This is a genomic window from Stieleria marina (assembly GCA_007741555.1).
GTDB lineage: Bacteria > Planctomycetota > Planctomycetia > Pirellulales > Pirellulaceae > K23-9.
Genome location: CP036526.1, coordinates 782,790 through 809,010, shown reverse-complemented (window position 1 = coordinate 809,010; position 26,221 = coordinate 782,790). Strand labels below are relative to the sequence as shown.

General features: G+C 54.7%; 18 protein-coding genes. 14 read left to right on the top strand and 4 right to left on the bottom strand.

Annotated elements, in window-relative coordinates; translation table 11 throughout:
- Positions 1 to 500 precede the first annotated feature (500 nt).
- Together K239x_RS02955 and K239x_RS02950 are read left to right on the top strand one after the other, a co-directional pair.
- Positions 501 to 2,063: a TrkH family potassium uptake protein gene (locus K239x_RS02955; RefSeq protein WP_145416180.1), complete on the top strand. Its 1,563-nt coding sequence runs from the start codon at positions 501 to 503 to the stop codon at positions 2,061 to 2,063.
- A gap of 115 nt (positions 2,064 to 2,178) precedes the next feature.
- Entirely contained in the window at positions 2,179 to 2,970 is a 792-nt protein-coding gene (locus K239x_RS02950) for a hypothetical protein (RefSeq protein ID WP_145416179.1), read from the top strand.
- Here K239x_RS02950 and K239x_RS02945 read toward each other — a convergent pair.
- A complete protein-coding gene (locus K239x_RS02945) occupies positions 2,967 to 3,920 on the bottom strand; it encodes a fibronectin type III domain-containing protein (protein ID WP_145416178.1) in 954 nt (317 codons plus the stop codon). The two genes, K239x_RS02950 and K239x_RS02945, sit on opposite strands and share 4 nt — an antisense overlap.
- A 200-nt stretch (positions 3,921 to 4,120) precedes the next feature.
- Here K239x_RS02945 and K239x_RS02940 point away from each other — a divergent pair, with 200 nt between their 5' ends.
- A complete protein-coding gene (locus K239x_RS02940; protein ID WP_145416177.1) occupies positions 4,121 to 5,113 on the top strand; it encodes a hypothetical protein in 993 nt (330 codons plus the stop codon).
- A gap of 262 nt (positions 5,114 to 5,375) precedes the next feature.
- The gene (locus K239x_RS02935) at positions 5,376 to 5,846 is read left to right on the top strand and encodes a hypothetical protein (RefSeq protein WP_145416176.1); all 471 of its coding nucleotides are present in this window, start codon (positions 5,376 to 5,378) and stop codon (positions 5,844 to 5,846) included.
- A gap of 314 nt (positions 5,847 to 6,160) precedes the next feature.
- Here the strand turns inward: K239x_RS02935 and K239x_RS02930 are convergent, their stop codons facing one another.
- Positions 6,161 to 7,027 carry an alpha/beta hydrolase gene (locus tag K239x_RS02930; RefSeq protein ID WP_145416175.1) on the bottom strand — a complete coding sequence of 289 codons (867 nt, stop codon included), beginning with the start codon at positions 7,025 to 7,027 and terminating at the stop codon, positions 6,161 to 6,163.
- 425 nt (positions 7,028 to 7,452) lie between these two features.
- On the opposite strand from K239x_RS02930, the gene K239x_RS02925 reads away from it, so the two are divergent.
- The 6 genes from K239x_RS02925 to K239x_RS02900 all read left to right on the top strand — a co-directional run bounded on the left by K239x_RS02925 (position 7,453) and on the right by K239x_RS02900 (position 18,976).
- Positions 7,453 to 10,494, top strand: coding sequence for a DUF1553 domain-containing protein (locus tag K239x_RS02925; protein ID WP_419189603.1), 3,042 nt, complete (start codon positions 7,453 to 7,455; stop codon positions 10,492 to 10,494).
- A gap of 3 nt (positions 10,495 to 10,497) precedes the next feature.
- Positions 10,498 to 11,847, top strand: coding sequence for a DUF1501 domain-containing protein (locus K239x_RS02920; RefSeq protein ID WP_419189602.1), 1,350 nt, complete (start codon positions 10,498 to 10,500; stop codon positions 11,845 to 11,847).
- Positions 11,848 to 12,006: 159 nt separating this feature from the next.
- Complete coding sequence (locus K239x_RS02915) at positions 12,007 to 12,882, top strand: hypothetical protein (RefSeq protein ID WP_145416173.1); 876 nt, start codon at positions 12,007 to 12,009, stop codon at positions 12,880 to 12,882.
- Positions 12,883 to 13,184: 302 nt separating this feature from the next.
- On the top strand, positions 13,185 to 14,765 hold the full coding sequence (locus K239x_RS02910) for an NfeD family protein (RefSeq protein WP_145416172.1): 1,581 nt from the start codon (positions 13,185 to 13,187) through the stop codon (positions 14,763 to 14,765).
- 32 nt (positions 14,766 to 14,797) lie between these two features.
- On the top strand, positions 14,798 to 15,754 hold the full coding sequence (locus K239x_RS02905) for a hypothetical protein (RefSeq protein WP_145416171.1): 957 nt from the start codon (positions 14,798 to 14,800) through the stop codon (positions 15,752 to 15,754).
- A gap of 114 nt (positions 15,755 to 15,868) precedes the next feature.
- Positions 15,869 to 18,976, top strand: coding sequence for an error-prone DNA polymerase (locus K239x_RS02900; protein WP_145416170.1), 3,108 nt, complete (start codon positions 15,869 to 15,871; stop codon positions 18,974 to 18,976).
- Positions 18,977 to 18,979: 3 nt separating this feature from the next.
- Here K239x_RS02900 and K239x_RS02895 read toward each other — a convergent pair whose 3' ends face one another.
- Positions 18,980 to 19,726, bottom strand: a complete 747-nt coding sequence (locus K239x_RS02895; protein WP_145416169.1) for a hypothetical protein — start codon at positions 19,724 to 19,726, stop codon at positions 18,980 to 18,982.
- A gap of 181 nt (positions 19,727 to 19,907) precedes the next feature.
- Positions 19,908 to 21,110, bottom strand: coding sequence for a lipid-A-disaccharide synthase (gene lpxB / locus K239x_RS02890; RefSeq protein ID WP_145416168.1), 1,203 nt, complete (start codon positions 21,108 to 21,110; stop codon positions 19,908 to 19,910).
- A gap of 302 nt (positions 21,111 to 21,412) precedes the next feature.
- Between lpxB and K239x_RS28225 the strand changes: the two genes are divergently transcribed.
- The 4 genes from K239x_RS28225 to K239x_RS02875 all read left to right on the top strand — a co-directional run bounded on the left by K239x_RS28225 (position 21,413) and on the right by K239x_RS02875 (position 26,148).
- On the top strand, positions 21,413 to 21,535 hold the full coding sequence (locus tag K239x_RS28225) for a hypothetical protein (protein ID WP_419189601.1): 123 nt from the start codon (positions 21,413 to 21,415) through the stop codon (positions 21,533 to 21,535).
- A 68-nt stretch (positions 21,536 to 21,603) separates the two neighbouring features.
- Positions 21,604 to 22,458 carry a hypothetical protein gene (locus K239x_RS28220; protein ID WP_419189600.1) on the top strand — a complete coding sequence of 285 codons (855 nt, stop codon included), beginning with the start codon at positions 21,604 to 21,606 and terminating at the stop codon, positions 22,456 to 22,458.
- Between the two features lie 753 nt (positions 22,459 to 23,211).
- Positions 23,212 to 23,649, top strand: a complete 438-nt coding sequence (locus K239x_RS02880; protein ID WP_419189599.1) for a cupin domain-containing protein — start codon at positions 23,212 to 23,214, stop codon at positions 23,647 to 23,649.
- 204 nt (positions 23,650 to 23,853) lie between these two features.
- On the top strand, positions 23,854 to 26,148 hold the full coding sequence (locus K239x_RS02875; RefSeq protein ID WP_419189598.1) for an outer membrane protein assembly factor BamB family protein: 2,295 nt from the start codon (positions 23,854 to 23,856) through the stop codon (positions 26,146 to 26,148).
- The last annotated feature ends 73 nt before the right edge of the window (positions 26,149 to 26,221 follow it).

Genomic DNA, 26,221 nt, shown 5'->3' with positions numbered 1-26,221 from the left:
AACAGCAGAAAAGCGATGAGGGCAGCCAACACGCCTCGAACGTCGGCTCCCCCCACCGCCAAGCCGTCTCTTCACCGGGCCACAGCTCGATTGCCCTGCATCGGGGAAAACGCAAACCAAAAGTGCCTATGTAGCCAGCCAGACGGGAAATACTCCCACGTCGCAGATCGCGGGCCAAAGTGCTCCGCATTGAACGAATTGACCGGCCGGCGAACGACAATCTCCCCCAAAACGAGCCAGCATTTCGGTATCCTCCGGCCATCAATGGCTCACTAGTTTCCAGCTCCCTCCAATTCAGCGGCAACCACCCCAGCCAGTCATCCGCAGGCAGGACGACATTCATGCCCGATCGACAGTCGGGCGCAGCGTGTCTTGCGGTCCGCGACTAAGCTCTTGACGATAAACTCGCTTCCTTTTTTGATTCGCAAAACACCGCTGCCTTGAATTACTCGCTGCTCTGCCGTGTGCTTGGGACGATCTGCCTATTGATTGGCGGATCGATGAGCTTTTGCCTGCCATTTGCGTTCCCCACCCTCGCCAATCGAACTCATCTGCCACCAGCCGCAGCATTCGAGGAAGCTGGCGCGAAAGGGCTGATCTGGAGCATGGCGATCAGCATGGTCGTTGGTGGCGCGCTTCGGTTCTTGGGACGCAACGGTCGCGGCAAAACGCTCTTCCAAAAAGAGGCAATGGCAATCGTGGGCCTCAGCTGGCTCTTGGCAACCGTGCTGGGTGCCCTGCCCTATTTTCTTAGTGGCACATCAATCAGCGAAGGAAGCCCGATCACTTTTATCGAAGCGATGTTTGAATCGCAGTCAGGATTTAGCACCACGGGTGCGACGGTGCTGACAGATTTGGAAACGCCTGAACTGGTGCCACACTGCATTTTGTTTTGGCGTTCCTGGACGCACTTTTTGGGTGGGCTGGGCATTGTGGTTTTGTTCGTCGCCATTCTGGGTCAAGGATCCGCGGGCAAAGCGATGATGCGCGCTGAGATGCCGGGGCCGACCAAAGAAAACTCGATGCCGCGCATGCAAAAAACAGCGCTCTCGTTTGCAGGAATGTACATCGGCCTGAATGTCATCCTTACGATTGTCTACATGATCCAAGGCATGACATTATTTGATGGGCTGTGCCACGCGTTTGGAACGATGGCAACAGGCGGATTCAGCACTTACAACCGATCGCTAGGCGGATTCGATAGTGTGGGAATCGAAACGTCGACCATCGTGTTTATGATTTTGGCGGGAACGAATTTCACGCTACTATTTTTGTGCTGCATTAACGGTCCCAAGAACCTGTTTCGCGATATCGAATTCCGAGCCTTTATTGGAATCATTGTCGCTGTGACGGCGGGTATCATTTTCTTTGGCATGCGACACAGCGACCAGGGATTCGAATCGTTTGGAGGTTCGCTTCGCTATGGGATGTTTAATGTCGTGTCTATCCTGACGACGACTGGCTACGGAACCGCCGACTTCGATCAATGGAATAATTTTGCGCGTGGCAGTTTGCTAATTCTGATGTTCATCGGCGGCTGCGCTGGCAGCACGGGTGGCGGCATGAAGGTGATCCGGCACGTCTTGTTTTACAAAATCCTGCGTCTCGAAATCGAACGCGCCCACCGCCCGCGCGTCGTGCGATTGCTGCGAATCGGTGGCAATACGATTGATGACCCGAACCTGACACGAGGGATTGAGGTCTATTTCTGTATGATCCTGGGACTCTTTGTCGTTTCATGGATGCTGCTGATCACGTTTGAACCCAACAGTACTTGGGGTGTGGTCGGGGAGCTCTCTGAACAGGCAATCTCCGTCGACACTGACGGCAACGTCGTCAATAAACCAAGCACGCTCGACGAAAAGCTGCTTGATAGCGCCAGCGCGGTCGCCGCCACTCTCAATAATATCGGGCCGGGGCTGGGCGTCGTCGGCGCGACACAGAACTACGCCGGATTCAGCCAAGGAGCCAAGTTGCTGTTTGTCTGGCTAATGATGTTAGGACGTGTCGAAGTGTTCAGTGTGCTTGTGCTTATTTTTCCATCGTTCTGGCGCCGGGTTTGATCGGTTCCATCTCGCGTTGTTGAATCCTGCAGCATCGGGCTCGCCGGCGGTGATATGATTGACCGCATTGGGTCGCCGCTCTGGTGTGTCCCCATCGCGAACAAGGGAGAGCACAATGATCGGTTGGCTTACGTCGCTATTCACCGGAAAACAGACTGATGGACCGGGGGCAAACGAAGAGATTTCTGAGCAAGATGACATGTGGGCCGTCATTGAGCGGATGGAGCCACGCAACTCCCTCGCGCGGCTTCGTCAACTGAATCTTTCGCCAACGCAATTTCCGATCGTGAGAGGATTACTAGACGGAACGATTTCACCTGATGATCGCCCCGGAATCGCTGACTGGTGTCGCGATCACGAAGTCCTGCCAAAGGGCGTGGACGCGCTGAACTATGCGTTGCAGCTCAACCTGGAAAGCGAAGGCACAACTTACGTTTTTTCTTCAAAAGAGGAGTTCCCGGTCGCGAAGATGCCGAAACTTGTGAACCGGCAAGACCTGTCCATCGTGATGCCCCATTTTTGCAACTCGCCCTTCCTAATCACGTCACTCGACGAATTCCTTTCGAGCACAAACGTGGCTGACTTTACCTTAGAAGTCCTCGATCCATCACAGTTAAAACGACGCGTCACCAACAAGCCCAGCTTTGCCCGTGACCGTTTGGATCGCGGCACGTCCGAGAGCGTCACGATTGAAAAACAGGCCGATGATGACAACCGACTGACTGAACCATTCGATAAGGCAGATCTGGTCGCAGCGGTGAACACGGCACTCGAAACCAACCTGACGCCCGACGATGTCAGCATCGAAAACGAACCCATCGTTGAATGTGGACTCTATTCCTGTATCGTCCAAGTCGATTCCATCACCAAACAGAAAATCAAGTTCTGGGTTGTGCCTAAGGCTTAGTTCGATGCGTAGTTTCCAACGCTAATCAGGCCTTCGACCAAGTAGTGCAGATCAGTTTCATCGGTCGGAGGCACCATGATTGCAAACGGCTGCAACATTGACTCACGTTGCTGCGCGGTTTCGGCGCCGGGTGCTAGAAACGATCCAGCGATATCGACGACGATAAATCCGCTGTTCCATTCCGACCGTGAAAGGCAGCCGGATCCCAAGTACATATCGGTTGGAGGGATGTACGAGGCGTACTGGTGACCGTCCGTCTCAAAGTTGCTGACAGCGATTTTTAGCTTGTCAAAATTCACGTTCTCCGCTGCAAGAAAATGAGGCCTACCTGCGTGGGCTGGGTTAAAGCTGGTTCCACTATGCAAGTCGGCATCAAAATTGATGAAATCCCAGCTATTGCCTGGCGCATTGAAGTTGCCATGTTCATCGCCAATCTGAAAGACAAAATTCATGTCTCCAGCTGACAGCTCATCGGAATCATCGAACACGTGGATATTAGTGATGCCGACGTACACATGACGCTGGAGCGTTTTGAACTCGACTTTGTAGGGAAGCGCTTCGCCGTTAAACGATTCGCTTGGTAAAAGATCGATCTGCGCCTCGTACCACGTGTTTGGCTGAAGGTTGACCAACGATACTCGGTGCAATTTGCCAGGCGACGTCAATTCTGCATCATCCAAATCCGTTGACGAAGACGCGTTTCGCAAGTTCACCAATGCGGCGGCCTTGTAGTTGGAGGCGAATTCGAACTCGACAAAGGATCCGCCCACGTTCTGCTTAAAGTTCAGCACCTGTAGCGGAATTTTCTTGATCGGCGGTGCAGGATCTACCTTCGTCACGATACGGCGAATCTTGTAATCCTTTGCGACCGCCAGGCTGGTTTGAGCCGCTGCGTTGCTCGCGGCCAAGCAGAACAGGGCGGCACTTAGAGTCATGATTATTCGAGGCATTGTTTCTCTCCAGTTTGAAAATTTCCGTCGACGGCGCGTCGGCGGGCTACTGGATAGATTGCCAATCGCTGGCTGAATGGGCCAACCAAATTGATTTTCACGGGTGCATTGAAAGGTGTCCGCCCCCGCACTGGCACGGCGATCTTTGGGTGCATCGCTTTTGGTGCACCGAAAAGCAAACCCCAAACCCGGAAAATCAAATGCAACGCAAATTCTTGCTCCTGGCGATGACCATCTTGATGGCACAAACGCAACTGGCCACTGCCCAATTTGGCCGCTCACAACCCAACAACCAGCGGACGATGCGTGACATCAACAAAGCGATCGGCGCTGTTCCCGATTCTCCGTTGGCCGATAACTCCTTTATCAAAACGCGGCGTGGGGGCACCTTTGCGCAGATGAAGTTCCACACGACAGCAAACGTTGTTCCGCGGTTAGTCGTGAGCAGATCAATGTTGCTTCCAGAGGACAACGATATGCTCTACAACGAGCAGGACATTCAATTCGAGAAGCTTGGCAACTACAGTACCACCGACGCGACTCCGCAAGAGTTATTGGTCACCGATTTGGAAGCCGACACGCTGTACTATTACGTGCTGTTCTTTCATTCGTTCGGTCAGTCACCCCAGCCAAAGATGGGTGCGTTTCGAACAAGGGTACGGCAAACATCGGTCCTCGTGACTTCAGCAAAAATCCTGGACGATTCAGACGATCTAAGCAAAGGCGAAATGGCATTCACCTTTCAACTCTTTAACGGATCTCAGGACCATACGCACAACGGAACTAGCCTGGATTTTGTGCATGACCCTGAACGAAGTGGCTACCACCATCTCGGCACCGGCGACGAGTACGTACCGTACGGCGCAGTGCTCCAATCCAGCGGCGTGGAAGAACAAATCAAGCTCGCGATCTCGGTACGGGAGGACGACACGGACGAGTTTCCGTTTACGCTGGACCGCGTCGGACACGGAATTATTCCGGACCAATTTCGTGGGATTGGTTGCGACGACAATTTCGAATGGAATAGCAACGCGTGGACGCTCCCACTCGGTAACGGCACGTACGTCAGCCCTGGCGACACGCTGGAGGAACAAGAACAAAGCGTCACTAAGCACGAACTAACCATCCATGGCAATGACACCACCTGCCTCAGCGTTCAGTTCAAAGCAACTGTTTGGATGTGGTACCAGTGAAAGGGCTTTCGCCAGGAACGCTTTGTCAGATCGCACGAACTTGGGTGCCGGTGTAAATCGGTGCCCATCGTTCGTTTCAGCCGTCTCCGATCACTCAATCAACATCCGCCCCTATAGCGACGTGAATATTCCGTGACCGGAGTTCTGTTCCCCTGGCAATCTTAGAGTGTGGGAGTGGACGCGAGTGTTATCCGTCCAACCGCGAACCATTTCGTTTCGCAGTTCTATTAACGACTCCGAGAAGCGTCACAGGGAGAAAAACATGTTATCAACAACTGGAAAAATTGCGATTTTCGGCCTACTCGTCATGGCGACATGCACAGGCTGCTTGCGCGAGCCGTTTCATGGCAAGACCTATGATCACCACACGGACGAAATCACCTTTATCGGATACTGGGGATACCCCGATAAATACGTCGAAATCCAAGTGCTGGATCCCAAGTCCGGCCTCTGGAATAAGCTTACCAGCACCTACACTTCGGAAGGCTACTACATCTGTCCAACTGGCAAATGGCACGAGTTTGTGACGAAGGCGAAAGTCCCACACCACTTCTGGCAATGGAACGGCGACCAATACGAGTGCGAGCTTCGAGCGATTCAAAAGAAGGGTGCAATGCTAACGTTCAACGCGTCGCTCAAAGAATCGCTCGACCTTTCGACCGAAGGGCCAATCGAAGACTTTCTGGAAAAGTACCACCACGGACAAAGCCTTACGGTCTACGCGGACAAGTAAACACGGCACTGCAACGAGAAACAAAAAAGGCCGAGCATAGCTCGGCCTTTCGTCGTTTCGAAACGACGATCCAATTCGGTTTTCGGTCGCTAAACCAATTGTCGGTGACGTGGCAAAAAAACGGAATTGCACTGCTCAACCGTAGCGTTCGGCCTCGCAGATTTGCGGGCTACTTTGGACATCAATCAGGCCTATGCTTCTTTCGCACATTCATCATTTCTTTGCCCTAATCGTCACGCTAACGTGTTGCTTGTAGCGAAAACGATTTTCTGTTGAGACAGCGATGACCGCTTGCCTCTATTTCATCGGGCGCTTTAGGGTTTACCCGCCAGCAGCTTGGTGTCGATCAACCAATGGCACATTCGTTGCGGCCAATCACCGGCGGCAGTTTTGGAGTCGGGGCGGAATCCGAAACCGTGCCCCGCACTGCTATAGACGTGCATCTCACATGGCACGTCGGCCTGCTTGTACTGCAAATAAACCTTGGCCATACCAATCGAGATGTCATCACGATCGTGGAAGCCGAATGCAATGAAGGCCGGTGGCATGCCGCGTTTCACAGTAAATGTGCTTGATTTGCCAGGGTAGATCAGCCCCACGAAGTCCGGTCGACTACTAACACGTTCGACCGGATCGTTGCTGTTCAGATCACCGTCCTGTGGGTTCATTCCCGCATAGGCAGCCAGCTCGCCGCCGGCTGAAAAACCCACGATGCCAATCCGATCGGGGTTAATGTTCCACTTTTTCGCGTTGCCCCGGACGGTGCGAATCGCACGACGAGTATCGTCCATCGCGTCGCCTTCCAAGGTATAGGTCGACTCGGGTTCACGGCAAAGTCGATATCGCATCACAAACGCAGCGATGCCATGGTCAGCGAACCACTTCGCCAACGAATCACCTTCGTGCCCCAAACACAACTTTTTGTGGCCGCCGCCCGGAGCGATCAAGATCGCCGTGCCAGTCGAAGTGCCTTCGGCAGGCAAGTACGGCGTGATCGATGGATGATGAACGTTGCTGACATTGGTTCCGTCCAATCTTTCTGGTTCGTGCATCCGATCAACGGAGCCTGGTGCACCTTCGGCCCAAAGTGGGATGCGCAGCGGTGAATCGGCGGCAAACGATTGAACGGCGTTCGCCGCAAAAAAACTGATTAACAAACAAAGGATGCGAAGTTGTGTCATGAATCGGGCCGGATCTCCAAGGAAATGAATCAAGTCGATATTGTAGCGGCAACTCAAAATCGATTTGAAAAGAGTCAAAGCCGGGCAGGGAGTGTGTAGTTATGGTTCCTGGAAAACGGGACATTGGGTGCACACGGGGCAACCCTGCGGACGTTTGTTCAGATACTCGCTCGCTGAATTGAATCCTGTTCGACTCGTAAAATCGAAGCCGGGCAGCGTCCGAGCCCGGTCTGGATAACATGTTAGCTGACCTTGGTCATTGCATTCGCAGCGGTTGAGTACTGAACAGAATCGAGCAATAAAATGGCCTAGTGTGAATGCGATGGGACGTGGACCGTTTTGAAAAAAGCTTGCATCGCTGCAACGGATGCGCGTCAATCGTCGGTCCTGCCTCTCGCCCCTACCTCAGTCCCGCCAAAAACGCCGTGAGTCGACTTGCTCGTTCTCTCATCGTCTGCGCTGCGTGCTTTCTGTTCGTCAACGCAAATTCCGCCCATGGAGAAACCCTGTCGGCCAAGGATCGTGCGTTCTTTGAAAACAAAATCCGACCTGCGTTAGTCCAACATTGTTACGAATGCCATTCGGCGGGCGCCGAATCCATCGGTGGAAATCTGTTGTTGGATAGTTCCGACGGAATCCTCCAGGGCGGACAAACGGGGCCTGCGCTGGTTGCAAAAAAACCCGGCGAAAGCCTGATCATCCAAGCACTTCGATATCATGGCGTCGAAATGCCGCCCGACGATCCCTTGAACGAAACCATCGTCAATGACTTTGTCAGCTGGGTTCAACGAGGCGGACAGTTCCCCAAGTCAATCGAGCCAAACGGGCCGGCAGGGATCGCATCTGTTGCGAAAGAGTCGCCGCTGGACCGGGAAGCATTTTGGTCGTTCCTGCGACGACGCGACGTTCCTACACCGATGATCGACGACACGAACTGGCCACGTGACCCACTGGATCAGTTCGTACTGGCGCGGATCGAAGGTGCAAAATTCACACCCGCTCGTGACGCGGATCCAGCAACTCTAATCCGACGCCTGTACGTTGACTTGGTTGGACTGCAGCCGACTGCGGAGGAGACAGAAGACTTTGTTGCCGATTTCCAAATCGATCAACCAAAGACAGTCGAGCGGCTGGTCGATCAGCTGCTTGCCTCCTCACAGTTTGGCGAACGTTGGGGTCGACACTGGTTGGATGTCGCACGTTATGCGGAATCCAACGGCGATGATGGACTTGGTCGGAATGCTTCTTTTCCGCATGCTTGGCGATACCGTGATTACGTCATCGATGCGATCAATCGCGACGTGCCTTACGATCGATTCATCACCGAACAGATTGCCGGCGACCTGCTCCCGGCCGAATCTGCCGAGCAACGAAACCGACAGCTCGTGGCCACGGGGTTCCTAGCGATCGGCGCGAAGCCTGCCGCGGCGATGAACAAACTGTTTCCGATGGATGTTGTCGACGACCAAATCAACACCGTTTGCACGGCGGTGATGGGTGTCAGCGTCGCTTGTGCGAGATGCCACGACCACAAACACGATCCGATCCCGACTGCCGACTACTACGCATTGGCTGGAATCTTTGCCAGCACGGAAACGTTGTATGGGCTGGCTGGCAATGAAAAACTGACCGCGCCGCCGACTGCATTGCACGAATTGAAATCGACCTGGGACGAATCTCAGCGGCATCAACCCACGTCAGCTAGCACCGATTTTCCCCCAAACTATTCGGACACCATCGACCAGCTTCGGCCACTGGTGCATGCAAAGCTGGACAAGGCTCCCGGAGACTTGAAGGTCGCCGGCGACGTGTCATATACAGCAGCCAATTATGCGAAGGTCAAAAATGCCGATCTGCGCGGAGCTTTGAACAACGCAGAGGATTCTTATTCCGTCGCGTTTTGGTTCAAGAACAACACAGACAATCTGGCCCGGCCGATCACCGCGTATTTGTTTTCGCGTGCGAAACTGGGTGACAAGCAACTGCCCGGCGATCATCTTGGCATCGGCGGAGCACATGACAAATCGAGATCAGGCAAGCTGTTTGTCTTCAACGGTAACCAAGCCAAAACGTCGATTGTGGGCACAACCGTAATCGCTTCGGGAACATGGAATCATGTTGTGATGATTCGCAGCAAGAATCGGGTAAGGGTATTCCTGAATGGTCAACTGAAACCGGAAATTGATCACGAGATCGCGGCCACATTTGGTGATTCGACCGAATTTTGTTTTGCAAACCGAAGCGACAAGTTTGCTCCGCTAGATGGAAACCTTGCTGAATTTGCAATCTTCGAGCGAGGCTTGACTGACGACGAATCCCAGCGATTGCACTTGGCCTCGGGACAACCGCGTGGCGCAGCCCCAGCGACCGTTGTGCTAGCGATGGGAACCCGAGACAAAGCGAAACCTGCCGACTGCAAAATTCATATCAATGGTGGCGCTAAGAAAGGCGCGGCAGTGCCTCGTGGATTTCTGACCGCGTATCGCCGACTGAGTGATGAAAAGGATCCATCGAAGTTTGTAGCCGCGAATTATTCTGTCAACGCCGATGAAAGCGGCCGACGGGAGCTTGCCGCTTGGCTGACCCATCGCGATCATCCGCAAACGTCGCGTGTGATGGTCAATCGCATTTGGCAGCATCTATTCGGCCAAGGAATCGTTGCCACACCCGACGATTTTGGACTGTATGGAGCGCGACCTTCGCACCCCGAACTGCTTGACCATCTGGCGAATCGTTTTGCCGAACACTGGTCGATCAAGCAAATGATCCGTGCCATTGTCTTGAGTCGCACCTACCAACTGGACTGCCAGACCAGCCAACGAATCCTTGATGCGGATCCCGCCAATCGTCTGCTCGCTCGACACAATCGGCGCCGCCTGGATGCCGAATCACTCCGCGATAGCATGCTACAAGCAAGCGGTCAGATCGACCTGAATCCTGGGCAGGGTTCGGCAGTGGAAAAGGTTGTCTCGTTAATCAATTGGCCAGCAGGCGAAGCGACGACGCTGCATCGCGACAGCAATCATCGCAGCATTTACCTGTGCATGTTGCGTCACGCGCCGCCGCCAGAATTGGCGGCCTTTGATTTTCCCGATGCGGTCTCCATCGCTGGCCAACGCAACGCGACGACTTTGCCAACGCAATCCTTGTTCTTGCTGAACAGCCCCTTTCTAGTTGCTCAATCCAGTGCGTTGGCAAATTCATTACCCAAGGCACCGCTCAATGCGAACGCTGATTCCGTGCCAGGGGAAAACGTCAGTGACGCCGAACGAGTCACCATGATTTTTCGCCGTGCACTGCGGCGAAGCCCAACCACCGATGAGCAACAAGCCGCACTGCGACACATCCAAGCCATTGAGGAAAAGCTCAGCCCAACCGTCGACGACGCGCATCAACGCCAGAATCTTGCTTGGGCAAGCTTCTGCCAGGCGTTGTTGTCTTGCAACGAATTCCGCTACATCGATTAGCTCATGCCGATGACGAACAATACCGACGAAACGAATAAGCCGTCCAGGCGATCGATGTTGCAGTCTGCATCGTGCGGGTTCGGTTTTCTGGCGATGCAGGCGCTGAGCGGGCAACGGGCTGCTGCTCAAAACGCGGTCGCGGCACGTGCCAAGCGTGTAATTTTTCTGTGCATGAGTGGCGGACCGGCGCAACTCGATACGTTTGACTACAAACCACAAGTGGGAAAGAAGCCTCACGCTGGATCGGTCGTCGATTTCAAACGACACGGACAGAGTGGGATGTGGGTTTCGGACCTGATGCCCGAAACAGCCAAGCACGCCGATCGCCTGTGTGTAATCAATGGCATGCACGCCGACACGGGCAATCATGCTCAATCGTTCCTGCAACTTCACACCGGCGAAAAACTACGCAAACGTCCGAGCATGGGTTCATGGATCAACTATGGGCTCGGTTCGGAGAACGAGAACTTGCCCGGATTTATCAGTCTCAATGCGGCAAAACACTCGGTCTACTCCAGCGAGTTCTTACCATCGTCATTTGCCGGTACGCCGATCGGAGTGAATGGCGAAAACATGTCGTTGGCAACGATCCGCAATATCGCCAGTGATCATCTTCCTCCGTCAGCGAAACGCGAGCAACTTGATTTTATTCAATCGATGAACCGAAATCATTTGGCCCAGCGGGCAGGCGATGCCAAGCTCGAAGGGGTGATCGAAATGATGGAGTTGGCTTTTCGCATGCAATCAACGGCACCGGAACTGTTGGACTTGTCCAATGAAACGGCGCAAACACTGCAGCGATATCGCGTTGGCAAAAAACTGTCGGTTGGTACCTGCCGACCGACCGATTTTGGTCGGCAATGTCTGCTCGCACGTCGTTTTGCCGAAGCGGGTGTTCGGTTTATCGAAGTCAATCACGGCAGCTGGGATCAACACAAAGATCACCGCCGTGATTTGAAGGCGAACTGTGAAACCACCGACGCTCCGATCGCAGCATTGCTGGAAGATTTGGCGGCGCGCGGTTTATTGGACGACACATTGGTGGTTTGGGGTGGTGAATTTGGACGCCCCGGACTAACGCCCGGCGACGGCAAGAACGAAACGGGACACAACGCGCGAGGGTTTACGTTTTGGATGGCGGGCGGGGGAGTGAAATCGGGATACGTCCATGGGCGAACCGATGAAACCGGTGCTCGTGCGGTGGAAGGGAAAGTTCATTTCCGCGACCTTCACGCCACGATTCTCAATTTGGTTGGGCTGCAGCACGACCAACTGACGTTCCATCACGAAGGCCGCGATCACCGACTGACCGGCCCCGAAGAAGCCAGGGTCGTTCAAGAAATTCTTGCGTGATCAGGGGCGTGCCTAAACTGGGGAGTGTGCTGGCATTCCGAACTTGGGCACAATCTCTTACCACTGCATCAGGTGTTTTGGTCAGTCCGACGAAAAACTTCGATTGCACCGGCCTCGCTCTCTCTTCATTCTCGCTTTTCCCGTTCCATTGACTTCGACATGGCCAGCTATCTCCTTCGGCCACGACTCAGCGATCTCCGTTGGCAGATGTGGCTCGCAGTCCTTGTCCTCGCGTCGCGGCCGGCCAGCTCGACTGCCGAAGAACCTCGTATTGTCGTTGCGACGAACTGGCAAGCCGAACAAATGGAGGCGCTAGCCAAGAAGACTCAAACTGCCAGCACGGATGACGATCGCCTGGAATACCTCGCCCGGCAATCATGGCTTCGTCGCTGGAAACCAGGGAAAATGCCTTCAGCACCCAGCGATGCACCGTTTGAATCGGAACTGGTTGACGAGCCATTGCTGAAGCATTTGGAACGCCCAGCAGAAGTCGCCTCCAGTGTTTGGCAGCAGATGATTGCTTTGCAAACGCAATTGCTAGTGGTCGATACCGACGACGAACGAAAAGAGAACTTGCGCAGGACCATTCCACTGGCAAAGCAGCTTGAAACTGTTCTATCGGACGAGTTGCCGACAGCGTCGCAACCGCTAGAGACGCCGACCGGCTGGGCACTCGCGTACACCCGTTATCGCCTGGGCCGCGCGGTGGCTTATCGCGAACTGCCAGTCGTTCGAGAGGCGTGGCCGATTTCAAATCCGGAGCGTTATGAAAAAGAACTTGTCGCCATTTACACGCGGCTGACCGAGCAAACGGAACAAGATCGTCCCGAGTTCATTTTGTTGCAAGACCGGATGTTTCGGCGTTCGGGCAAGAAAGGTCGCGCACTGGAATTGCTGGAAGCAAATCGGCGATCGATTGAACCGAAATGGTATCTCAAGAAGCGACGCGATTTGTTGAAGGAACTCGGCTGGGATCCACCCTATCACGAAGCCGCCCGGCTGTACCGTCAGGCCGGCTACGATGACGACCAATGAGGGCCAGTCACCATGCTTTGGCTGTTGATGAGCAAGGCAGATGGAGGCAAGTCACTTTGCTGAGTCGTAGCATGCCGAAGGATGGTTTCGCGTAGTGGGGCAACTAACGGCGGCAATGGTACGCTGCCAAAGGGACGTTTCCGCGATGTGAAGAACTATTGGGAGAAGTAATAGCCTGCTTTACGACGCTCTCTCGCATGCAATTTCCTTAGACAAACCGCATGCTACAAGACACCATCGCAATGTGCTCGCATTGGGTGCTAAACTGGATGATCACCTGTTGATCGAAATTTGGGCCCCCCATGAAACGCCACAGCTTACTACGCATTATTGGTATCGTTGCATTGTTGCTTGCTGGTGTGATTGCAACCGCGCCAGCTTTCTTAAATGCCCAAGATCCCGCCGAAACGCAGGTGGCCCCAAAGCCATCCCAAGATGTCGCCGAGGGCGATGCGAAGGATGGGGAAGCGAAACCGCGTCCCACAAACCGCCGCGCGGTCATTATCGAACTTCACGAAGACATCAATCCACTAAGTGGTGCATTGCTGAAACGCAAGTTTCAAGAGGCGGTTGATTCGGATGTTGACGTCATCATTTTAGACATTCATAGCCCTGGCGGTTTTACCAGCGTCACGTTCGAGATGATGGACATGATCTTGGACGCCAAAGACGTCGAGACAGTAGCCTACATCGAAAAGGATGCGATCAGTGGTGCGGCGTTGATATCACTTGCCTGCGACAGAATCATCATGCTGCCGGGCGCGCGGATGGGCGACGCCGGCGAAATCGTGATGGGCGAAGACGGTGCGTTTCGTTACACGCCAGCGAAGAGCCGTAGCGTCGTGGCTCAAAAAGCGCGTGACACCGCCGAAGCGACCGGTCGCCCAGTAACACTGGCGGAGAAAATGTCGGACAAAGACATGATCGTGTTCGAGGCGACGCATAAAGTAGACGGGCGTGTGCGATACATTTCCGACAAGGAATGGAAAACGCTCAAGGACGCCGACCAGTGGAATAAGGGCAAACCGATTCGCGAAGCAGGCAAGGAGATGTTCTTTACCGTCAATGGTCGCCGCGCGGTGGAACTTGGCATGGCCAATCAAACGATCCAGAGCCGCGATGAGCTTGCCGACGCGCTGGGTGTGCAGTCTCCGATTCCCATCAAGAAGCGGACGTGGGTTGATACGTTGGTGCTGGTGCTTAATTCGGGATTCGTCACTTTCTTACTGTTGGTGATCGGAATGATTGCTTTGGTCATCGAACTAGGTGCACCAGGAATGGGCGTTGGCGGTCTGTTGGCGATTTTGTGTTTTGGGCTGTTCTTTTGGAGTCGTTTCCTGGGCGGGACTGCGGGTTGGTTGGAAGTGATGCTGTTTGCGATTGGACTGGCATTTATCGCGGCTGAGATTTTTGTGATTCCCGGTTTCGGTGTCGCAGGTGTCAGCGGACTGGCGCTAACACTTGGTTCGTTGGTCATGGCTTCACGGCGCGTTTTGTTGCCAACTTCGAGCGAAGATTTAGCGAGCCTTGGCATGGACGCTTTTACCGTGCTGGGTGCTTTCCTAGGCTTTCTGGTCGCCCTGATGCTGCTGGCCAATTACATCGGCGAAATACCGGGACTCAGTCGACTCACGTTGAAACCGCAGGTGGCGTTGAGCGGTGCCGCGGCGGTTGATATCGACAGTGAAGAAATGCTGCCGGGTTGGCAAAGAGTCGAAACCGGCGACGTCGGAGAGACACTTTCAGCCTTGCGTCCGAGCGGCAAAATGCAGTTCGGCGATCATGTGGTCGACGTGGTGACCGAAGGCGATTTTGTCGACCCAGGTGTCAGCGTCAAAGTCATCGGCAAACAAGGTTCGCGTGTGGTGGTTCGCCCAGTTTGATATCTGAGTGCCATGCCTGGGTGTCAAAACAAATGAACCAATCACAGCAATCCGACGGGTCGCCGCTCTATTCGACCTGGCTGCTGGAACGCCTATTTACCGGCAACCACCGAAAGTTTCATTCGGTCGCCAGCCAAGTGCTGGGATTGCTTGGAGTGATCTGTTTCGCGTGGCTGTCGTCTGCACTTTTCACCTTGCTGTATCCCTGGCTAAGCGACAACGACCGCCTGATGATGATCCTGGCTCCATGGATTGGGTCACTCGTCTACGTGTCAGTGCTTTTCGCGCTGCTCTGGATCGCATCGTGCCCTTGGCTTTTCACTGCTCGCTTGGCGTTGATCTACGCGACGATATTCGGATTCATCAACATCGTCGTTCTCAGTCGAAACGATATTGAACCGGCAGGCATCTTGCTGATCGTCCCCTTCGCGATTCCAGGTTTCATCCAGTATCGGCGCGGATGGACGGCTTTGGCTTGGGGAAAGTACGCGGTCGCAAGACGACCGCTCGGCATCGTCGATGTCATGGATGCGACGGCATCCATTGCGCTGACGCTGGCGATCACCCAAGCGAGCGAGTTTGAGCTCGCCGGTGCACTTTGTTTGATTCCAGCCTCCATGCTAATGATGACGGTGGGGTTTCATGTTTGGGGTCGACTGCAGACGATGGCATCTCAATCGTCGCAGAGTGACCAAGGACGGATGATCTGGGGGACGGGTTGCGTGATCTGCGGTACTCTGATTTTTCTGATGTTCGCAATGGCCAGTCGCGAGTCTCCGGTGGGACTGATGGGGATCCCGATGGTTCCTATCACGCTACTGAGCATGCACTACTGGTCGGCGCTCGTGATACTTTGGCTACGCTGGTGTGGCTGGAAGTTTGAGAAGTACGATCCTGGCGATTCGTTTCTTTCGCCGATCAATAGCAATCGAGCCGTTGGGTATACAAAGCCGCACATCGGTCCTGCGGTTCCTGATGACCAGACGTGACACGCGGCTTGGCTCTAAATACGATCGCCCGATAACGAATCGCATCGACGCGTCGTCCCACGCAGTACGATTCAGCAAGCAGCACGAATTCATTGATTTGATCCGGTCCCCCCTATGCAGTACGTCGAACTGCACTGCAAAAGCAACTTTTCGTTTTTAAGCGGTGCGTCGCATCCCGATGAACTGGTCCGCCAAGCTGCCAAGCTTGGCTATGGCGGCATTGCGCTGACAGATCGGGAAAGTGTCGCAGGCGTGGTTCGAGGATTTGGTCCCGCCAAAGACCTGAAATTCAAGTACATCGTCGGCAGCGAAGTTCATCCAACCGATGCGCCACCGATCGTGCTGTGGCCGACCGATCGAGCTGCTTATGGCCGACTGTGCCGATTGATTTCACGCGGACGGCTGCGCTGTGAAAAAGGCAGTTGCGAATTGAGCTGGAATGACGTTGCTGAGTTCTCCGACGGAATGATCGCCGGTTTATTGACCACCAGCGAACAAGCCTATCCGTCTACTTCTCGGTTTTTGCGTAAGCGGTTTCGCGACGTCTTTGCAGATCGCGGCTACCTGATGTGTGAAGTCCATCGTGGCGTGGACGATGCATCACACATTGCCGCCATGCGTGAAATGTCGCTGAAGAACAATGTGCCGTTGGTAGCCAGCGGCGACGTGCACTACCACATCCCCGAGCGGATGCTGATGCACGACTGCGTGACCGCCATTTGCAACGGCACCACGATCGACCATGTACACGAGCAGCGTTTTGCCAACAGCCAGCGACACTTGCGATCGCTAAATGAAATAGCGGATCTGTACCGTGACATTCCCGGCGCCATAGCACGGACCGTCGAAATCGCCGAGCGGTGTCAGTTTTCGCTTGCTGAATTGAAGTACGAGTATCCTGTTGAAATGGCGCCGCCGGGAATGTCGTTGATCGAACATCTAAAACGTCTGACTTGGGAGGGAGCCAAGCAACGATGGCCCGATGGCGTCAGCGAAAAAGTCATCGAATCGATTCGACACGAAATCCGCTTGATCGAAGAACTGCACTACGAAGCATATTTCTTGACGGTTTGGGACATGGTGCGTTTTGCGAGAGAACGCAGTATCCTTTGCCAGGGACGCGGTTCGGCTGCTAATTCCACGGTCTGCTATTGCCTGGGCGTGACCAATATTGATCCGAGCCAGACGGATTTGCTGTTCGAGCGATTCGTGAGCCGCGAACGTGACGAGGCCCCGGATATCGATGTCGACTTTGAACATCAACGCCGCGAAGAAGTGCTGCAGTATTTGTATGAAAAGTACGGTCGCGATCGCGCGGGCATGACGGCCACCGTGACAACGTATCGCCCCAAGAGCGCCGTTCGCGAAGTCGGCAAGGCGCTGGGCGTTTCGGCCGACGCGATTGATTCGTTGGCAAAAATGGCGCACAGTTTTTCTCGCACTTTTGACATGGATGATCGATGCCTGGATTGCGGCATTGATCCCAAGAGCGAAACGGGCAAGCGATTCGTTTACTTGGTCCAAACATTGGTGGGATTTCCGCGACATCTTTCGCAACATGTGGGCGGCATGGTGATGACGGCGGGCAACCTGTGCGAACTTTGCCCGATCGAAAATGCGGCGATGGAAGGCCGGACCGTCATCCAGTGGGACAAAGATGACCTGGACGAACTGGGCATTCTGAAAGTCGACGTGCTATCGCTTGGAATGCTCTCTGCCCTGCACCGCTGTTTTGATTTGATCGCCAAGCATCACCACAGGTCGCTTTCGCTGGCCACCGTTCCCCCGGACGACAAGGCAACCTACGACATGATTTGTGCAGCGGACACGATGGGCGTGTTTCAAATCGAAAGCCGCGCACAGATGAGTATGTTGCCGCGACTGAAACCGCGCTGCTACTACGATCTGGTCGTCGAAGTTGCGATCGTGCGTCCCGGCCCGATTCAAGGCAACATGGTGCATCCGTTTCTGCAGGCGCGTGAGAACCCGGAAAAGGCGTTCTACCCCAACGATGCAATCCGTGGCGTGCTGGAAAAGACGCTGGGGGTTCCGATCTTTCAAGAACAAGCGATGCGATTGGCCGTCGTCGCTGCTGGTTTTACGCCGGGCGAAGCCGATCAATTGCGTCGTGCAATGGCAGCTTGGCGACGACCGGGCATGATCGATGCATTCCGCCTGAAGTTGTTGGATGGAATGAAGCGGAGCGGTCTGTCCGACGAGTTTGCCGAACATGTTTTCAATCAGATTCGTGGTTTTGGTGAATACGGTTTTCCTGAATCACATGCCGCCAGTTTTGCTTTGCTGGTTTATGCATCGTGCTACCTGAAATGCCACTACCCGGCTGCGTTTTGCACGGCGCTGCTTAACAGCCAGCCGATGGGTTTTTATGCGCCCGCACAGCTAGTCGGCGATGCCAAACAGCATGGAGTTCGCATCCGCCCGGTCGATGTGAACCATAGCGATTGGGAATCAACATTGGAGGAAGATCGCAATCGACGGCAACCTGCCATTCGACTGGGCTTAGGAACGATCCGAGGACTACGCAGTACCGACGCCGAACGGTTGTTGTCGCAGCGAGTTAGCGGCGGGCCTTTTTCGGAGGTAAACGAATTGGCCATGCGATCTGGTTTGAGCAAATCTACGATCGCCACTCTGGCTGACGCCGACGCATTGGGTTCCCTGGCAAGCGATCGCCGAGCGGCGGTGTGGCAGTCGCTGGCACAGGAACAGTCGCCCGGTTGCACGCCTTTGCTGGACGGGGTCGACGACGCCGAAGCGGTCCCCGACGGATTGATTCCAATGTCACCGCTGGAAGAAGTCTATGCCGACTACAGCACGCAGGGATTGAGCCTAAAAGCTCATCCGATTTCGTTTGCACGGCGCGAATTGACCGGCAAGCGATGTGTCACGGCGGCGCAGTTGCCGGATCTTCGTGATGGACGCCACGTCCGTGTTGCCGGATTGGTGCTGATGCGTCAACGTCCCGGCACAGCCAAGGGGATCACGTTTGTCACCATCGAAGATGAAACCGGTTCAATCAACCTGGTCATGTTCGCCAAAGTTTGGGAGCGGTTCTTTAAGATCGCTCAAATCAGCAACGCCTGGTTGGTCGACGGCAAACTGGAAAACCGCAAAGGCGTGATCCACGTGATCGTTGGCCGGATCACGGATTTGTCCGACGAAGTTGACGGACTGAAATTGCGAACACGCGATTTTCGCTGATCTCTACATGACCGTTTCGGCAACGATTCGTTCACGATACTGCTGGAACACTTTGACGTGCCACTGAAGATCGCCTGCCTCGGAAACGTTGCTCTCCAACAGCACTCGAATCAGTCGCGCACCAGTCGGCCCTTCGTTGGACAAAACGACATCGGCATTGTCGCGGCCATAACTGTGAAAGACACGAATCGGCCGATCCAATTCCCACTCGGCATCCGGTCCCGCCGCGACCAACAAGTCTCTGAGCCCGTCTTGGCGAAAGTCTTCTAACGCTCTTTTGGACACTTCATTTGACGCGTAGTGTTCCTCCAGCGGCATCGAACGCAGGAACCGATTGAAGTGTTCTTTTTGTAGTTCAAGGGCATAGTAATCATGCCCCATCGAAACCAATTTGATGTAGTCCCTTGCAAACTGCTCGGCCTGACTTCCCAGCGTGTGCTTTTTGAACAGAGGCACACCGAGTCCAAATGCTCCAAAACCGACGGCCAGCAAAACACCCAAGTAGGCCGCCGTCACCCCCACGGGTTTGGGCGGACTGTAGCGGCGGAGCGCATAAAGGCCAAATGCGATCGCGAAAAAGGGAATGAACAACATCCCGATTGCCAGAAAGGAACCCACGCTGGCCAGGCCCAAAATCAAACAGAGGAAACCCGAAATGCGAATCGGAGCCTGAATATCGCTCCCGTCAAACCCCGCTTCGGCCGACATCGTCGTCATGGCTGACAGGTTAGAATCTGAATCGATCGACATCAAAAAACTTCGTGGATAGCGTAAAAAACGGCGACTTGCTTAGCAAAAACAACCCTAACCTGGCCTTATACGCATCCGAGGCCAAATTGGTTTCCCAGCAAAGACGAATTTATCACGCCGCCGAGGCCAAACACCAGGGCCAGCCACCTAGCCGTGCCTATGCCGACCGTCGCAGTAAACGCTAGGCAGCGTTGCGAGTGGGCACTGATTGAGAAACGCCCAAGTCTGCCGGGCAGACGCGATCCGCGATCCAATGAGCTGCTCGCGTGGTCGCACCACATTGAGCGTGTTGATCAGACAATCGATTCAGCTGCACCAGGCTGCTTTGGTAATAGAATTCATCCTTCAGCATCGCGTGCACTGTGTTGCACAGAAACTCAACAGCTGGCTCAGGGTTTCCTACCGAAACCAATTCGGGATACACCTTTTTGGGCCCCATCAAGTTGGGCAGCGTCATGCTGTCGACACCAATCACGCATTTGGCAAAACCATAGAGCAGCCGCCCGACGCGATAGATGACCGCCGCAGGTTTTCGACGTGCCATCATCTCCAGACTAACTGACCCACTGACCATCATCGCGCAACGCGATCCTTCGATCACTTCGCTGGTTTTTCCCAGATAAAAGTCGATCGGCAGCGATTCGTCTTGCGGCGTCATCTGATCACGACACCACTGCATCTGTTGCTCACGGTAAGCGGCTACTTGGAAACGAGCACGCGGGTGAGCTTTGGTCAGCCGACGAATCGACTCAAGCATGATGGGCCAATTCTGGCGGACTTCGTGGCCTCGCGAACCGGGCAGCACCGCCACCAGATGATCGCCTTGGTCACACTGTTGCTGCATCGCGGTGAGCAACGATTGATCGAGCTGCTTTTCTTGAACCGCATCAAAGAACGGATGGCCAACATACGTCGTCGGAATCCCATGCTGTGAAAAAAAAGTTTCTTCGATAGGCAACACGGCCAGCACATGATCGACCGTGCGACGCATTTTGCGGACGCGCCATCCACCCCACGCCCAGAGCTGCGGCGGGCAGTAATAGAAAACTTCAATGCCGTATTTTTTGGCGCGTTTGGCGATGTGCCAGTTAAAACCTGGGAAGTCAACCAAGACGACCGCATCGATCTTTTCGCTGCGAAACACCTCTTCGGCTTGGTCCACGAACTGAAAGAACTGCCGTAGCTTGGGGATCACTTCGACAATTCCCACCACGGCGTGCTCGGTGAGGTCCAGCTGGACGTCACATCCCGCCGCCTGCATCGCTTGTCCGCCGAACCCTCGCGTACGAATTTCGGTTTGGTGCTCAGTCAGACGTTCGATCAAACGTGCTGCGTGTTGGTCACCACTGGGTTCGCCAACGGAGAAGAATACATTTTTAGGCATGAGCGAATTTACAGAGCGTGGTCTACCGAGCTTCGTCTACAGAACGTCGTCAGCAGAGCGTGGCGAAAAGGCTTCCGTGGCCGCAATTCAACACTTGCTAATACTAGGTTTGCACGCCAGGCGTCAACACGAAAAGGTTGCTATCAAGTCATCAGCGCAAACGAAAAACGACCCGGCTAGGTTTCCCCCGCCGGGTCGTTTGTTGGTCACATCTAGAGCAGTAGTGCCATGCACTTGCTTTAGCAGCGAGCGAATTCGTTCTTAGCGAACGAATTCAGCACTTGCTTGAAGGATGTGACGCTTTGTCATCATACGGGCACTTGGGTCAGCAATCGGTGCTGGTGGCAGTGGTGCCGAGTGTGAAGGAGCAACTGCAGCAGGTGCAGGCTGGTAAACAGGAGCAGCTTGCATCGGAGCAGCTGTAGGAGCCGAGTACTGAACAGGAGCACTTGCACAGCCACAAGGAGCTTCGCAGCCACAAGCAGGAGCACTGTTGCAACCACATCCAGCCGAAGCACATCCGCCAGCAGCACAGCCGCTGTCGCATCCACCGGCACAGCCACCTGCACAACCGCTGTCGCAGCTGCTTTGCTTACAGTTCAAGTTGCCGAACAACTTTGTCATCAGGCCACAGCTCTTTTTCGAGCCACAGCACGAAGCCGATTCGCAGCCACAGCTTGGACCCGATGCACAACCACATCCGCCAGCGGCACAGCCACCGTCGCAGCTTGGTGCGGCACAGCCGCAAGCTCCAGCGGCACATCCGCTGTCACAGCCGTTGCTACCACAGTTGGATTTGCCGAACAGTTTGCCCAACAGGCCACAGCTCTTTTTGGGGCTAAGGCAAGAAGCAGTTTCGCAACCACAGCTTGGACCCGATGCACAACCACAACCGCCAGCGGCACAGCCACCGTCGCAGCTTGGTGCGGCACAGCCACAGCCAGCAGCTTCACAGCCACAAGCTGGTTCGGATTTGCATCCGCCCGACAGACCACAACCGCTCAGCAAGCCACAGCCGTTGCTGCAGCCCGATTCGCATCCACAAGATGGTGCGGCACCACAGCCGCAAGCTCCACTTGCACAGCCACTGTCGCAGCTAGGTGCACATCCGCCAGCAGCACAGCCACCGTCGCAGCTTGGTGCTGCACAACCACAACCTGCCGCTTCGCAGCCGCAACCTGGGTCAGCCGAACATCCACCACCTAGCAGTCCACATCCGCCGCTAGCACATCCGCCGCCACAGGCCGATTCGCATCCACAGGATGGTCCAGCAGCACATCCGCTGTCGCAACAGCTGGACGATCCACAGCTGGCACCCATCATGCGATCCAAAAGATCAAATCCGTAGCTCTGTGTCGAAAAGCTACAAGCAAGCAACATTGCCAAAGCAAAAATTGAACGTTTCATAGTTACCACGTCTCCCTTAGTGTCTCTACGCGGGTAGTTTCCTGAGCAAACACCAAATGCAATCGCATTCACCAAATCGGCGGTCAACGCTCAGATCCAGTCGTCGGACGAAGTTGCCGACGAGCAGACCTCAAACGTCTTGAGCACTTGGTAGATCAAGCGAACTTGATCAGCCGACTTCGTTCAGCTCGCACATCCCGCCGTCAGCATTTCTGCTTGGACTTAGATCACGCGGCTCTACTTAGTGGTTGCTCAGCGGAGACCAACATCCAATGTCGATCCCCGTTGGGTCTTCTTTCGTTTAGCCAGGTTCACAACCACGAGTTGGGAACTTAGCTACTCGAACGCTGTAGACGTATCGACGTGAACAACTGGATCAATCAGTGTTCCAAGCGAATTTCTGCACGTTGGAAAGCAATACCGATTATGCCGAAACACGGAGTTTTCGGGGTCATTCGCCTAGTTCCGGATGCGCGCATGGCACATCGGGACCAATCGGTATAAACTGCACAGACGGACCCAAAACGGAGCTTTGAAGGCCTGGATTGCTAGCACTGTAAGGTCTGTACCCATCCCACCTTTTTTCGTCGTGTTGGTCGCCTACCGAGGTGATCGCTGCAACAATTGCCCCTCCCGAAAACCAGCCCCCCCTCGGCAGAGTGAGACTCCCGCCGGTTTTCAATGAGCATCCCCAATGACTGAACGGGCCGCTTCGCCAATCAACCGTGCTTCAGCACCCACGAACGCTACCCCCGCCCCCAACAACTCTACCTTGGCGGCTCAAGGATCGACTGCGGCAATCGTCAACCTGCCTTCGTTGCCTGGGGTTGAGTGCCCCTGCGGAATCGCCAAGCGAGCATTTGCGGACCGCGACGAAACGCCCGGCACTGTTCATTTGACCCAAATCAGCAAGGATGCACGTGAACACTATCACAAAGAACACACCGAGGTTTACGTTATTTTGCAATGCGAACCTGACGCGGCCATCGAACTCGACGGTCAGCGAACCCCCATCCAAACCATGACTTCGATCCTGATTCCTCCCGGCGTTCGCCACCGGGCGATCGGGCAAATGCAAGTCTTGATATTCTGCACGCCCAACTTTGATCCCGCAGACGAATATTTCGACTGAGCGATTTCGGCTGAGTAATGATGCGAGCAGTGAAATGAGTAATGAAAATACAATCGAACCGAATCGACAGCTCCTCAGCCGTGTTAAAAGATTCGGTCTCCGGCGATGCGGACGACTTTGACGATTGATCCGCCGCGATCTTGCCGCGACATTGAACCTACCAAACCAAACTCCCCCGACAACTTCCTCCCTGAGAGTTTACCGATGCAACTTTGTTTCACTGGCTTCCAACGAACCGCCGCCCGTGTGGCACCAACCACTTTGGCGATGGCCTTGTTGGTAGCGGCGTTGTTGAGCACCTGCGAAACGGCATTCGCTGATACCGCCGACTGGCCTTACTGGCGTGGCCCCAGCTATGACGGAACAGCCACCGCAACGGGATTGCCCGAAGACTGGGATCCCGAGGGCGGCGAAGGCAGCAATCTGCTTTGGAAACGCGACGATTTGGGTGGACCCTGCACGCCGATCGCAATGAACGGTCGGCTATACACCATCCAACGAGCTGACGCTGACACGTTTCGCGATGGAGAACGAATCGTCTGTGTCGACGCCAAAACCGGCAAAGACATCTGGGAACACCGTTACAACGTCTGGCTCTCGGACGTACCAGCCGAGCGAGTTGGATGGAGCAGTGTCGTCGGTGATCCCGAAACCGGCAATGTTTATGCCTTGGGATCTTGTGACATTTTTCACTGTCTAAACGGCGAAACCGGCGAAGTGATTTGGTCGATTCCGTTGCACGAACAGTTCGGCATGCTCAGCACTTACGGTGGCCGTACGAACTTTCCCGTCATTCATGAAGACTTGGTGATCATCAGCGGGATCATTATCAACTGGGGCGAAAAAGCGAAACCCAACCATCGCTTGATCGCAATGGACAAAAAGAGCGGCGAAATCATTTGGTTCAGCGGCACGAAGGACCTGCCCTACGACACGACCTACTCCGCTCCTAGCTTGGTCACCATCAATGGACAGCGTCAGTTGATCCTGGGCGCAGGCGACGGATCGATCTGGGGATTCCAACCTCGCAGCGGAAAATCACTTTGGAAATACGAACTGTCGCGACGCGGGATCTTTGCCACACCCCTGGTTGTGGGCGATCAAGTCTTTTGCAGTCAAAGCGAAGAAAACGTTGACAACAACAACGTGATGGGAGCGGTTGCTGGGTTGAAAGTCGTCGGCAGCGGTAGCGGCACCTCGGTCAGCCAGATGTGGAAAGAACCTGCCGTGGTCGCCGGTTACAGCGAACCGGTGTTGATCGACGGCAAACTGTACTTGGTCGACGACCGTTGCAAGATGTGGATCTTTGACGCCAAGACCGGCGAAGTCATCGTCGAAAAGAAAGCGTTTGTCGGCAGTCGCCAACGATCAGCTCTGCTCTATGCCGACGGAAAAATTTACGTGACCACGGAAAATGGCCGCTGGGCAATCGTCAAACCCACCGAAGACGGGTTCGACGTGCTTAGCAAAGGCCGAGTTCGTGACTGTGGATTTTCGGCCTCGCCCATCGTTGCTGATAGCCGACTGTATTTCCAAAGTACCAACACGCTGTTTTGCATCGGCAACGACACAGCCACTCAAACGTCCGTGTCGATGGCGGATTCGATGGGCGACGAAACGCCCATCGATCAAGACTTGAAAATCGCAACCATCATCGTCACGCCCAACGAATCGCTTCTGAAACCAGGCGAGAAACTGCCGCTCTCCACCCGTGTGTTCAACGCCAACGGGCAACATTTGGATGACGCCAGCAATGTCGTCTTCAGTGTCGAAGGCCCCGGAAAGATCGAAGGCAACTCGTACGTAGCACCCGCCGACGCGGCTCACACTGCTGCGATCATCACGGCCAAGGTCGGCGACGTAACCGGCGAAGCACGCGTTCGCATCGTGCCGCCATTGCCATGGAAATTTACTTTCGATGAACTGAGTGACCCACCGGTATCATGGGTCGGAGCTCGCTATCGGCACATCATCAAACCAGTCGACGGTTCGCCCGCTCTGACAAAAATCACAACCATCCCCAAAGGTGCTCGTAGCCGAGCGTGGATGGGACCGAGTGATTTGACCGGCTACACGATCGCTGCTGATATTCGCGGAAAGCGAATGAGCAACCAACTGGCGGACATCGGCCTGACCAACTTGGGCTACGTGATGGACCTGATGGGCCAAAAACAACAAATCCAAATGCGAACTTGGTCGGCTCAACTGCGATTGTCCAAAGGCAACGACAACGGTGCGATCGCCGCGTTTCCTTGGAAGGAAGACACGTGGTACCGAATGAAATTCCGAGTCGATGTCCAAGGCGATGCGCCAAACCAAACGGCCTTGCTGCGAGGCAAAGTCTGGCCACGCGATGATGACGAACCTAAGGATTGGGCCATCACGGTCAAAGACGAGACGCCCAATCTGGCTGCTAGCCCTGGCTTGTACGGAAACGCGAAAGTCGCGGAACTGTATCTGGACAACATCGAAGTCACCGCGAACGATGCTCAAGAGTAAAGATGCCCCAGAGTAAAAGCGGATGACAGTGTTTCGGCCTGGCAGCCCTATCATCGCTGCCAGGCCACCCACA